This window comes from Streptomyces sp. NPDC002092 (genome assembly GCF_053593775.1).
Window position 1 is genome coordinate 442,965 of sequence record NZ_JBSFDG010000005.1, and the last position, 12,486, is coordinate 455,450.

9 protein-coding genes are annotated in these 12,486 nt (G+C 69.4%); 6 read left to right on the forward strand and 3 right to left on the reverse strand.

Annotated elements, in window-relative coordinates; translation table 11 throughout:
* Positions 1 to 159: 159 nt before the first annotated feature.
* From ACWCRD_RS14670 to ACWCRD_RS14695, 6 genes are read left to right on the forward strand one after another with little or no spacing between them, the layout of a single operon-like run.
* Positions 160 to 1,455 (forward strand): extracellular solute-binding protein, encoded by a 1,296-nt coding sequence (locus tag ACWCRD_RS14670; RefSeq protein WP_450966185.1) that lies wholly within the window; start codon positions 160 to 162, stop codon positions 1,453 to 1,455.
* A complete protein-coding gene (locus ACWCRD_RS14675; protein ID WP_450966186.1) occupies positions 1,452 to 2,411 on the forward strand; it encodes a carbohydrate ABC transporter permease in 960 nt (319 codons plus the stop codon). The genes ACWCRD_RS14670 and ACWCRD_RS14675 overlap by 4 nt, the downstream gene beginning before the upstream one ends.
* On the forward strand, positions 2,408 to 3,232 hold the full coding sequence (locus ACWCRD_RS14680) for a carbohydrate ABC transporter permease (protein WP_450966187.1): 825 nt from the start codon (positions 2,408 to 2,410) through the stop codon (positions 3,230 to 3,232). The genes ACWCRD_RS14675 and ACWCRD_RS14680 overlap by 4 nt, the downstream gene beginning before the upstream one ends.
* Positions 3,233 to 3,243: 11 nt before the next feature.
* Positions 3,244 to 5,493 (forward strand): alpha-xylosidase, encoded by a 2,250-nt coding sequence (yicI, locus tag ACWCRD_RS14685; RefSeq protein WP_450966188.1) that lies wholly within the window; start codon positions 3,244 to 3,246, stop codon positions 5,491 to 5,493.
* Positions 5,493 to 6,500 (forward strand): LacI family DNA-binding transcriptional regulator, encoded by a 1,008-nt coding sequence (locus ACWCRD_RS14690; RefSeq protein ID WP_450966189.1) that lies wholly within the window; start codon positions 5,493 to 5,495, stop codon positions 6,498 to 6,500. The genes yicI and ACWCRD_RS14690 overlap by 1 nt, the downstream gene beginning before the upstream one ends.
* 41 nt (positions 6,501 to 6,541) lie before the next feature.
* Entirely contained in the window at positions 6,542 to 9,451 is a 2,910-nt protein-coding gene (locus ACWCRD_RS14695) for a glycoside hydrolase family 3 C-terminal domain-containing protein (RefSeq protein ID WP_450966190.1), read from the forward strand.
* Here ACWCRD_RS14695 and ACWCRD_RS14700 read toward each other — a convergent pair.
* The 3 genes from ACWCRD_RS14700 to ACWCRD_RS14710 form a co-directional block, all read right to left on the reverse strand.
* On the reverse strand, positions 9,438 to 10,424 hold the full coding sequence (locus ACWCRD_RS14700; RefSeq protein WP_450966191.1) for an extracellular catalytic domain type 1 short-chain-length polyhydroxyalkanoate depolymerase: 987 nt from the start codon (positions 10,422 to 10,424) through the stop codon (positions 9,438 to 9,440). The genes ACWCRD_RS14695 and ACWCRD_RS14700 overlap by 14 nt on opposite strands.
* A gap of 90 nt (positions 10,425 to 10,514) precedes the next feature.
* A complete protein-coding gene (locus ACWCRD_RS14705; protein ID WP_450966192.1) occupies positions 10,515 to 10,988 on the reverse strand; it encodes a hypothetical protein in 474 nt (157 codons plus the stop codon).
* A gap of 76 nt (positions 10,989 to 11,064) precedes the next feature.
* On the reverse strand, positions 11,065 to 12,414 hold the full coding sequence (locus ACWCRD_RS14710; protein WP_450966193.1) for a hypothetical protein: 1,350 nt from the start codon (positions 12,412 to 12,414) through the stop codon (positions 11,065 to 11,067).
* Positions 12,415 to 12,486: the final 72 nt, after the last annotated feature.

Here is a 12,486-nt window from a genome sequence, read left to right on the forward strand (position 1 = left end):
TTCTCGCGCAAGCCATTGACGCACCCACAGCGCCCGCATACCTTCGCCCGTCGAAGCGCTTCGACGTCACGCATCGAATCGATTCGACGAGATCCCGTTTTGGGATCCCGTTCGCCGCGTGACGCCCCGATACCCATCCGGCTCTCCAGGAGGCACGGGATGTTGACGGCACGAAGGCGTGTGATGACGGTCACGGCCGCGCTCCTCGGCGGATCGCTGCTGCTCACGGCATGCGGCGGCTCGGGCAGCGGGTCCTCCGACGCCAAGACACTCAAGCTCTGGCACTTCGAGGGCCCCGACAGTGCGATGGGCGTGGCCTGGAACGAGGCGATCAAGGAGTTCGAGGCGAAGCACCCGGGCGTCAAGGTCAAGTTCGAGGAGAAGGGCTTCGAACAGATCCAGAAGACGGCGCCCATGATCCTGAACTCCTCTGACGTGCCCGACGTCATGGAGTACAGCAAGGGCAACGCGACTGCGGGCACCCTCGCGAAGCAGGGCCTGCTGACCGATCTGACGGCCGAGGCGACCCGGCGCGGCTGGGACAAGAAGCTCAGCGCGGGCGTCCGTACGACCAGCATGTACGACACGAACGGGGTCATGGGCTCCGGCAAGTGGTACGGCGTGCCCAACTACGCCGAGTACACGATGGTCTACTACAACAAGGACCTCTTCAAGAAGTACGGGATCACCGAGCCGAAGACGTTCGACGAACTGACCGCCGCCATGGACAAGTTCGTCGCGAAGGGCGTCACCCCGCTGGCCAACGCGGGCGCCGAGTACATCGCCCAGCAGTACCTCTACCAGCTGGCCCTCTCCAAGGCCGACCGCTCCTGGGTCGACAAGTACCAGCTGTACAAGGGCAAGACCGACTTCCACGACCAGGCCTGGACGTACGGGGCCACCACCTTCGCCGACTGGGTGAAGAAGGGCTACATCAGCAAGAACTCCACCAGCACCAAATCCGAGGACGCGGGCGTGTCCTGGATCCAGGGCAAGGCGCCGATCCTCTTCTCCGGCAGCTGGTGGTACGGCCGCTTCCAGCGGGAGGCCAAGTTCGACTGGGACACCACCCTGTGGCCCGGCTCGAATCTGACCCCGGGTTCCGGCGGGAACATCTGGGTGGTCCCCAAGAACGCCAAGAACAAGGACCTGGCCTACGACTTCATCGACATCACCATGTCGAAGAAGATCCAGAACCTGCTCGGCAACAAGGGCGGTGTCCCGGTCGCGGCCGACGCCTCCGCCATCACGGACCCGAAGTCCAAGCAGCTCATCGCCAACTTCAACACCCTCAGCGGGCGTGACAGCCTGGCCTTCTACCCGGACTGGCCGGTGAACGGCTTCTACGACGTCCTCGTCTCCGAGACGCAGAAGCTGATGACGGGCAGCGAGAAACCGGACGCCTATCTCAGCGCACTGCAGCAGGCCTACGACAAGGGCGCGCCGACGAAATGACGGTGACCGTCGAACGGGGTGCGCGGGCTGCCGGCAAGCATCCGGACGCCGGCCCGCGCCGCCCCCGTACCCGCGACTCGTACGCCCTGTTCCTGCTCCCCGGCATCCTGGCCTTCACGGCGATCATCGTGGTCCCGTTCCTGATGAACACGGGCGTGAGCTTCACCCAGTGGCAGGGCATCGGCAGCCCCAAGTGGACCGGGCTCGCCAACTACCGGGAGCTGCTGGACGACTCGGAGTTCTGGGCGTCGTTCCGGCACAGCCTGTTCATGGTCGTCGCCATGGCGGCCGTACCGACGATGATCGGTCTCGTCCTGGCGGCGGCGCTGTTCGACTACATCGGCAAGCACTTCGGATCCCGGTGGGCCGCGGTGCTGCGCGCCTGCTTCTACCTCCCGCAGGTGCTGCCGATCGCGGTCGCCGGCATCGTCTGGAGCTGGATCCTCGCCCCCGACAACGGTTCCCTCAACGAGCTGCTGAAGGCGGTCGGGCTGGGCTCCTGGCAGCAGGACTGGCTCGGTGACCCCGACATCGCGCTGTACAGCGTCATGGGCGTGATGGTCTGGGTGCAGATCGGCTTCCCGCTGGTGGTGTTCATGGCGGGCCTGCAGCGCGTGGACCCGCAGCTGTACGAGGCGGCCGAGCTGGACGGTGCGGGCTGGTGGCGCCGCTTCTGGCACATCACGCTGCCGCAGATCCGCCCGGAGATCTACGTCGTCCTGACCTGGTGCACGATCGCCGCGCTCAAGGTGTTCGGCGCGGTGTACGTGCTGACCAAGGGCGGCCCGGGCGGCGCGACCGACGTCCCGTCCTACTTCTCCTTCTCCACCTTCTTCGAGAAGACCCAGGTCGGCTACGGCGCCGCGATCTCCACGGTCCTCACGGTGATCATCCTGGTGCTCTCCCTCGTCCTGCTGAAGCTCCAGACCCGCGACGAGGAAGGTGACCGCGCATGACGACCGCCCTGCGCCGCTACCCGGTGCTGATCGCGCTGTGCATCGCCGCCCTGTTCATGGTGGTGCCGTTCCTGATCGTCGCCGTCAACGCGTTCAAGTCACCGGCCGAGTACTCCCAGCACGGCCCGCTCAGCCTGCCCGAGGGCCTGTATCTGGACGGCCTCAAGAGTTTCTGGCAGCGCGTCGACTTCGGCCAGAAGCTGGTCAACTCGGTGCTGATCAGCGGCTCGGTGGCGGTGCTCGCGGTGATCCTGTCCGTCCTCAACGCGTACGCCATCGGGATCGGCCGGATCAAGGGCCGCACCTGGGTCCTGGCCTTCTTCGTCCTCGCCAACATGCTGCCGCAGGAGGCGCTGGTCTACCCGATCTACTACCTCGCCAAGCAAGTCGGCCTGTACGACACCAGGCTGAGCGTGATCATCGTCTTCACGGTGATCCAGGCGGCCTTCGGCACGTATCTGCTCTCGTCGGTGCTGGGCCAGTTCCCCCGGGAGATCATCGAGGCGGCCCGTATCGACGGTGCGAACAAGTGGCAGGTGCTGTGGCGGATCGTCGTCCCGGTCAGCCGGCCGACCATCGGCGTGCTCCTGGTCTTCTTCTTCATCTGGACCTGGAACGAGTTCCTGCTCCCCCTGGTCATGCTGATCTCCAACGACAACCAGACGATGTCGGTGGCCCTCGGCGTCCTCCAGGGCCAGCGCCTGATGGACGCCACGATGACCAATGCGGCGGCCCTGCTCGGCGTACTCCCGGCGATCGTGTTCTTCCTCGTCTTCCAACGGACCCTCACCCGCGGCATCGCCGTAGGTGCTGTGAAGTAAGGACCCCCCACGTGAAGTTCACCGATGGTTACTGGCTGCTGCGCGAGGGAGTCACCGCGGCCCACCCCGTCGAGGTCCTCGACGTCACCGCCACGGACGGCTCGCTGGAGGTCCATGCGCCGACCCAGCCCATCCGCCACCGCGGCGACCTGCTGAAGGGACCGGTCGTGACGATCAGCGCGCACACCCCGATGCCCGACGTCATCGGCCTCACCTTCACCCACTTCGAGGGCGAGCAGTCGCGCGGGCCCGAATTCGACCTGGCTGAACAGGAGTTCACGCCACAGGTCGGGTACGACGACGAGCACGCGACCCTCACCTCCGGCGCCCTGTCGGTCCGAGTGGCCCGTACCGGCTCCTGGCACGTCGACTTCCTCGCCGACGGCCGCATCCTGACCTCCAGCGGCCCCAAGGGCATGGGCATCATGCGGAACGCGGAGGGTGCGCACTACCTGCGGGAACAGCTGGGCCTCGGGGTCGGTACGTCCGTCTACGGCCTCGGCGAGCGCTTCGGCCCCCTGGTCAAGAACGGCCAGGTCGTCGACATCTGGAACGCCGACGGCGGCACGGCCACCGAACAGGCCTACAAGAACGTCCCGTTCTATCTGACGGACGCGGGATACGGCGTCTTCGTCGACCACCCGGGCAAGGTGTCCTTCGAGGTCGGCTCGGAGGCGGTGTCCCGGGTCCAGTTCAGCGCGGAGACCCAGGAGCTGACGTACTACGTCATCTACGGTCCCAGCCCCAAGGAGATCCTCCGCAAGTACACGGCCCTCACCGGCCGCCCGGCCCTGCCGCCGGCCTGGTCGTTCGGTCTGTGGCTGTCGACGTCCTTCACGACCTCGTACGACGAGGAGACGGTGACGTCCTTCATCGAGGGCATGCGAGAGCGTGAACTCCCGCTGTCCGTCTTCCACTTCGACTGCTTCTGGATGCGGGAGTTCCAGTGGTGCGACTTCGAGTGGGACCCGCGGGTCTTCCCGGACCCGGAGGGCATGCTCGCCCGGCTGAAGGCGCGCGGCCTGCGCGTCTGCGTGTGGATCAACCCGTACATCGCCCAGCGCTCCCCGCTCTTCGCCGAGGGCAAGGCGCTCGGCCATCTGCTGAAGCGGCCTGACGGAAGCGTCTGGCAGTGGGACATGTGGCAGCCGGGCATGGCGCTGGTCGACTTCACCAGCCCGGCCGCCCGCGACTGGTACGCCTCGAAACTGGAGGCGCTGTTCGCGCAGGGCGTCGACTGCTTCAAGACCGACTTCGGCGAGCGGGTGCCGGTCGACGTGGCGTGGTCCGACGGCTCCGATCCGGAGCGGATGCACAACTACTACACGTACCTCTACAACCGCACCGTCTTCGACGTGCTGCGCAAGCACCGCGGCGAGGGCGAGGCCGTGCTCTTCGCCCGCTCGGCGACGACCGGCAGCCAGAAGTTCCCCGTGCACTGGGGCGGCGACTGCGAGGCGACCTACGAGTCGATGGCGGAGTCGCTGCGCGGCGGGCTGTCGCTCGGCCTGTCCGGCTTCGGCTACTGGAGCCATGACATCGGCGGCTTCGAGGGCACCCCGACCCCTGCCCTGTTCAAGCGGTGGCTGGCCTTCGGGCTGCTGTCCTCCCACAGCCGGCTGCACGGCAGTTCCTCCTACCGCGTGCCCTGGCTGTTCGACGAGGAGTCGGTTGACGTGCTGCGGCAGTTCACGCAGCTGAAGCTGAAGCTCATGCCCTACCTGTACGAGGCCGCGCGCACCGCCCACACCGAGGGCGTGCCGATGATGCGGGCGATGGTGCTGGAGTTCCCGGACGATCCGGGGTGCGCGCATCTGGAGCGGCAGTACATGCTGGGGCCGGATCTGCTGGTCGCGCCGGTCTTCGACGACGAGGGGGATGTGTCCTACTACGTGCCCGAGGGCACCTGGACGCACTTCCTGAGCGGGCGGACGGTGACCGGGCCGCGCTGGGTGCGCGAACGGCACGGCTTCCTGAGCGTGCCCCTGCTGGTACGGCCAGGGACGGTCATCCCGGTGGGCGCGGTGGCCGACCGCCCCGACTACGACCATGCCGACGGGGTCACCCTGCACGCGTACGGCCTGGAGCGGGGCGCCCAGGTGACGGTGCAGGTGGGCGACGTGACCTTCACCGTCGTACGCGAAGGGGACACGCTGCGGGCCTCGTGCAGTGAGCCGGTGGCCGAGTGGAGTCTGGCCGCCGGGGAGCGGACGGCGCGCGCGCAGGCGGGTACCGGATTCCTCTCCCTGGAGCTGGGCTGATGGTGAAGATCACCGATGTGGCGCGGCACGCCGGTGTCTCCCCCAGCACCGTGTCCTACGCGCTCAGCGGCAAGCGTCCGATCTCCGAGGAGACCCGGCAGCGGGTCGAGGCGGCCGCCCGCGAGCTGGGCTACCGGCCGCACGCGGGCGCCCGCGCCCTGGCCAGCAGCAGGTCGAACGTCCTGGCGCTGGTGATCCCGTTACGGGCCGGCATCCACGTCCCGGTGGTGATGCAGTTCGCGGTGTCGGTGGTGACGACGGCCCGCAAGCACGACCACGACGTGCTGCTGCTGACGCAGGAGGAGGGCGAGGAGGGGCTCAGTCGGGTGGCGGACACGGCGCTGGTGGACGCGCTGATCGTGATGGACGTCCAGCTCCGTGAGCCCCGGCTGCCGTTGCTGCGCTCGCTGGAACGGCCGTCGGTGCTGATCGGCTTCCCGGCCGACTCCGAGGGCCTGACCTGCATCGACCTCGACTTCAAGGCGGCCGGTGAGGCCTGCGTGGAACATCTGGCGCGGCTCGGGCACCGGGTGGTGGCGCTGGTCGGGTCGCCGCCGGAGGTGTACGTACGGCAGACCGCCTTCGCCCAGCGGGTGGTGCAGGGCTTCACGGCCGCCGCCGACCGCAGCGGGCTGTCCTCCTCCGTGCACCCCTGCGAGGCCTCGCCCGCGGCCGCCCGACTGGTGGCCGAGCAACTCCTGCGCGAACACCCCGCGTTGACAGGGGTCGTCGTCCACAACGAGCCGATCCTGGGGCCGCTCATCGAGGCCTTCGAGCAGCTGGGCCTGCGGGTGCCCGGCGATCTCTCCGTCACCGCCATCTGCCCGGACGAACTCGCCGAGTCCGTCCGGGTCCCCGTCACCTCCGTCGCCCTGCCCTCCGCCGAGGTGGGCGAGCGAGCGGTGGAGCTCCTGATGAAGAAGCTCGGCGGCAGCGCCGTACCCGAGGCCACGCTGCTGCCGCCGCGGCTGACGGAGCGGGCGAGCACCATGCCGCGCAGTGCCTGACCAACCCACCTGTGCAAGGCCCTACGTGAAGGAGCCGTGACATGAAGGGCAAGCGAAGAAGACAGAGGACCACGCTGCTGGCGGCCCTGACCCTGATCGCGGGTCTGGGCGCCACCGTCCCCGCCCATGCCGACGACCCCGCCTATCCGTTCCGCGACCCGAATCTCCCGGTGGCCGCCCGGGTCTCCGACCTCCTCTCCCGCCTCACCCTCGACGAGAAGATCTCCCTCCTCCACCAGTACGAGCCCGCCATTCCCCGGCTCGGCATCCAGTCCTTCCGCACCGGCACCGAGGCCCTGCACGGCGTGGCCTGGCTCGGCAAGACGACCGTGTTTCCGCAGGCCGTGGGCCTTGCCTCGACCTGGGACCCGGCCCTGCTCCGCCAGGTCGGCTCGGCGGTCGGCGACGAGGCACGCGGCTTCCAGCAGACCCGCCCGGCGGGCTGGGGCCTCAACCTGTGGGCCCCCGTGGTCAATTTGCTGCGCGACCCGCGCTGGGGCCGCAACGAGGAGGGCTACTCCGAGGACCCGTATCTGACCGGCGCGATCTCCACGGCGTACGGCACGGGCCTGACGGGAGGCGACCCGGACCACCTCAAGACGGCCCCGACGATCAAGCATTTCCTCGCCAACAACAACGAGGAGCACCGCGACACCACGAGCTCCGAACTGCGCCCGCGGGTGCTGAAGGAGTACGACGAGCAGGCCTTCAGGCCCGCGATCGAGGCGGACGCGGCGACGGGCGTGATGACCTCGTACAACCTGGTCAACGGCCGCCCGAACACGGTGAATCCGGCCCTCGACGACACCGTCCGCACCTGGACCTCGAAGAACCTGCTGAACGTGACGGACGCCGCGGCGCCCAGCAACCTGGTCGGCAGCCAGAAGTACTACGGCACCCAGACCGAGGCCGACGCGGCGGCGCTGAAGGCGGGCGTCGACAGCTTCACCGACAACGACGCGGACTCCGGACCGACGACCACGGCGATCAAGTCGGCGCTGTCCACAGGCCTGTTGAAGGAGTCGGACGTCGACAAGGCCGCGGGAGACGTGCTGAGCATCCGCGTCCGCCTCGGCGAGTTCGACCCCGGCGGCGGCAAGTACGGCTCCATCGACGCGTCCGTCATCGACAGCCCCGCCCACCGCGCCCTGGCCCGCAAGGCGGCCACCGAGTCGGCGGTCCTGCTGAAGAACGACGGCGTGCTGCCGCTGAAGAAGACGGGCAGTGCCGCCGTCGTCGGCCCCCTCGCCGACACCCTCTACACCGACTGGTACTCCGGCACCCTCCCCTACGCCGTCACCCCGAAGGACGGCATCGAGTCCAAGCTCGGCACCTCGGTCGCGAGCACCGAGGGCGTGGACCGGATCGCCCTGAAGGACACGGCGACCGGCAAGTACGTGACGGCGGGGACCGGCGAGGCGGGCGGGCCCCTGAAGGAGACTGCGGATTCCGGTACGGGAGCCCAGTTCGACGTCTTCGACTGGGGCTCCGGCATCGTGACCCTGCGTTCCGCGGCGAACGGCAAGTACGTCGGCTACAACTGGTCGAACTTCGTCAACGACCAGAAACAGCCGAACGGCTGGTTCGTACAGCAGCAGTTCAAGCTGGAACGCCAGGACGACGGCACGTACCTGCTCCGCTACGCCGGCTACGAGACCTCCGAGTCCTGGTGGTCGAACCCGGTCTACCTGGGCCCGACCGGCACGGACGGCACCCTCGGCCTGGTCGCCAAGGACCAGGCGGCCCACTACACCAAGGACGTGGTCCGCAGCGGTGTCGACGACGCGGTCGCCGCGGTCAAGGGCAAGGATCAGGCCGTCGTGGTGGTCGGCTCCGACCCGTCGATCAACGGCCGCGAGGCCCACGACCGCACGGACCTGGCCCTGGCTCCGACCCAGGAAGCCCTGGTCAAGGCGGTGCGGGCGGCCAATCCGCACACGGTCGTGATCGTCGAGAACAGCTACCCGACCACGCTGGGATCCTTGCAGAAGGAGGTCCCCGCGCTGCTGTGGACCACCCACGCGGGCCAGGAGACCGGCAACGCCCTGGCCGACCTCCTCTACGGCGACGCCAACCCGTCGGGCCGCCTCACCCAGACCTGGTACCGGTCGGAATCGGACCTCCCGCCGATCCTCGACTACGACATCATCAAGTCCGACCGCACCTACCAGTACTTCACGGGGCAGGCGCTCTATCCCTTCGGATACGGGCTGTCGTACACGACGTTCGCGTACTCCGGTCTGCGGCGGGTGGGCGACGGCTACGAGGTGAAGGTCACCAACACCGGCAGCCGGGCGGGCGCGGAGGTCGTCCAGCTCTACACCCATCAGCGCACCTCCCGCGACAAACAGCCGCTCAAGCAGCTCAAGTCCTTCCAGCGGGTGTCGCTGAAGCCGGGTGAGACGCGGACGGTCCGGCTGAAGGTACGGCCGTCGGACCTGGCGCACTGGGATGTCACCCGCTCCAAGTGGGTGGTGGAGAGCGGAAGTTACGACGTCCTGGTGGGCTCGTCGTCCTCCGACATCCGCACCCGTACGTCCTGGCAGGTGAAGGGCGAGACGATCCCGCCCCGAGACCTGTCGAAGGTGACCCGCGCGGAGAACTTCGACGACTACTCCGCCGGCATCGCCCTCGTCGACGAGTCCAAGGCGAGCGGTACGGCGGTGTCGGCGGCCTCCGACGGCGCGTGGCTGAAGTTCGCGGACACCCGGCTGGGGGCGGGTGCCGGCGAGTTCGGCGCACGGGTGGCCGGGACGTCGTCCGGCACGGTGGAGGTGCGGCTCGGCTCACCGACCGGCACCCTCGTCGGCACGGCGCGCTTCGCGGGCACGGCGTCGCCGTACGACTACACGACGGTGACCGCGGAGCTGTCGGGCGCGACGAAGGGCCGTACGGACGTCTACCTGGTGCTGAGCAAGGGCGTGCGCCTGTCGACGTTCACCCTGCGCTGAGGCCCCAGCCGAGCCCGAGCCGGTAGGCGGCGCACAGGTCCACATCGAGGAGGTAGGCCCCGGCGGCACCGCACTGCGCGGTCCCGCTGCCGGGGTCGACCGGCTGCCCGTGCCCCATGCCGGTGATGCTGTACGTCTCGACGGCGGTGTTCCCTGCCGGGTCCCGGAAGGCCTGGTGGGGATAGCCGGCGACGGTGTTGCTGACGTCCGCGGTCTGGTCGGCCCCGTGCACATCCGTCCACTGCTTCATCAGGTCGGTCATGTTGACGGGCTTGACGGTGTAGTCGGCGCTGCCCTGGAAGACGGTGAGCGTGGGCCAGGGGCCGGTGTAGCCCGGCCGGGCGGCGCGCACCCGGTCGCCCCACTGTTTCGCCGTCTGTGTGGCACCGACGTACATGCAGACGTACGGCGATCCGGCGGCCTGTGCGCATCCGTACGGCAGCCCGGCGACGATGCCGCCCGCGGCGAACTTCTCCGGGTAGTCAGCCATCATCACGGCGGTCATGCCACCGCCGGCGGACAGCCCGGTGACGTACACGCGCGAGGCGTCGCCGCCGACGTCGGCGAGCTGCCGGTCCACCATCTGCGCGACGCTCGCGGCCTCGCCCTGCCCCCGCTCGATGTCCCCGCTCTGGAACCAGTCGAAGCAGGACGAAGCATTGTTGGAGGTGGTCTGCTGCGGCAGTACGACGGAGAACCCCCACCGGTCGGCGAGCTGGAGCCAGCCGCTGCCGGTGCCGTAGCCGGATGCGTCCTGCGTGCAGCCGTGCAGGGCGACGACGACGGGCCGCCCGGCGGGCAGCCCGTCGGGCACGTACCGGAACATGCGCAGGGCGCCGGGGTTGGAGCCGAAGCCGGTGACTTCCTGGAGGGAGGCGGCGGCCGCCCTGCCCGGGGTGAGGAAGGCGGCGATCAGGGCGACCAGGAGGGTCGCGAGGAGGGTGCTGTGCCGTGCGGCTCTGGTCTGGGTCATGGGGAGGGACCGTAGAAGCGTGAACGGTCCGTCGACATGTGGTGCGGCACCACATCGGGCGCCGTGGTTGTGGGACGCCTTGTAGGACCCTCAGGCCGGGACCGGGTTTGGCGCCCCCTCGGCGCGGCGCTCGCGCAGGAGGCCGCGGATGGAGCGGATCCGCCAGGCGGTGAAGGCGAGCACGACGACGCCGGTGAGGGCGGGCCACTTCCACCGGCCGGAGCTGTCCTGGGTCGCGGTGCGGGCGGAAGCCCCGTCGACGCGGGCGGCGAGGGGCTTGTCGGGCGGGGACGTCAGGATGCCGTCGATCCCGACCGCGGCGATCCGCACGCTGTGGTCGTCGGACTCGAACGACCCGGCACAGGCCCATCCGTCCTCCCAGAGGTCGCTCCACGCTCCGGTGGCGCGCCGGCAGTCGGTGACCTGGACGGTCCCGGGCGTTCCGGTGAGTTCGGCGTGGGCCTGGACGATGCCGTGGCCGGCGAGGAAGACACCGCCGATGAGACCGATGACGGCGAGGCAGATCTCACGGGGCAGCCTGGGCAGGAGACGGATCAGGAACATGCGTGGGTGGGTCCTTCGTGGGGTGGGGTGAGGTCGTGCGGCCGTGCAGAGGTGCGGGGCGGGGCCGGCCCGGCGGTCACTCGTCCTGGGCGAGGTGCTCGATGGCGTGGGACACGTGATCCTCGCCGTAGCCGAAGCGTTCGCCGAGGGACCGGCAGCGGGCGTACTGCCGCTTGGTGAGTGATCCGGACGCCGTGTGCAGGACCCTCAGCAGCAGCCGGAATCCGAGGTCGGGGTCGACCTGGACGACGACCTGCTCCAGCGCGGGCGCCTCCTCGGGCTCCAACAGGGGTGTGGCTTCCCGTAGTTCGCGCATGACCGCGTCCGCCAGGTCGGCCCGGACCGGGGGCAGGGCGGGGGTGTGCTCGGGGGCGACCTCGGACAGCCGCGCCCGGCACTCCTCGGCGATCCGGCGCAGCCAGCCCGGGCCGTCGGTGCCGAAGCGGCCGGGGTCCGTGTGCGACGCGGCGGCCCAGAGCGTGGTGAGGGTGTCGCCGGACAGCGGGGAACGGAGCAGCCGGACGGTGTCCTCCCACAGCACGAGCGCCTGGACGCCGGGGATGCGATAGCCGTCGGCGATGACGGTCCGGTGCAGGAGTTCGGGCGCCGGGACGGACCGCTCCCACATCGGGTGGAACTGTCCGGCGAGTTCGGACAACCCGAAGTCCCCGTCGAAAAGACGCCGCGCGGCCTCCAGGGGCCGCCACACGACGGTGAGCCCCTCGTAGACGACCCGGAAGGGATGCCCGAACGGTTCACCGAGGTCGCAGAACCTTTCGCAGCGCTCCTCCGGCACCGGCACGCCTGCCGTCTTGAGCGCCCGCAGATAGAGCCGGAACCCGAGATCGAGGTCGACCCGGCCGGCGACCTCCTCCAGCGCCGGCGCCAAGCCGGGCAGTTCACCGGCGGACGCGCGGATCTCCGCCAGGATCCCGTCCCGCACGGTTTCGACGGCAGGCAGTCGCCAGAACGACCACGACGGGCCCGGCGCACGGCCCACCATCGTCCGGGGCGGACGGGCCGCGCAGGTCGCGTCCATCCGCGCCAGCCAGTCACGCACGCCGATGCCGTGCGCCCGCGGATCCCACCCGCCTCCGGTGGCGGCGAGCCACACGGCACCGAGCACCTCGTCGGACAGCGGGGAGTCCAGCAGCTTGCCCAGGTCTCGGCGGAGTTCCTCGGCATACCCGAAGTCGTCGTGGGAGAAGTCGTATCCGAGGATGTGCCGTTGGTCCTCGCCGAGCCGCTCGATGCCCGAGATGTCGACGGGCGTCTCACCGTGGTATGCGGCGAGCTTCTCGGTGACGAGCCCGAGTGCCGCCTCCTCCGTCCCGGGCGTCTTGGCCAGGGCGAAGGACTCGGTGAGGCCACTGAGCCCGAAGTCGGAGTCGTACTTCTCGAAGTAGGGGCCGGACTGGTCCCGCACGGTCTGGTTCCCCCCAGTCGCGGTCGATGCGCACGAGGCCGGAGTGGTCGGGCTCCGCCGGGCGCGGCGATC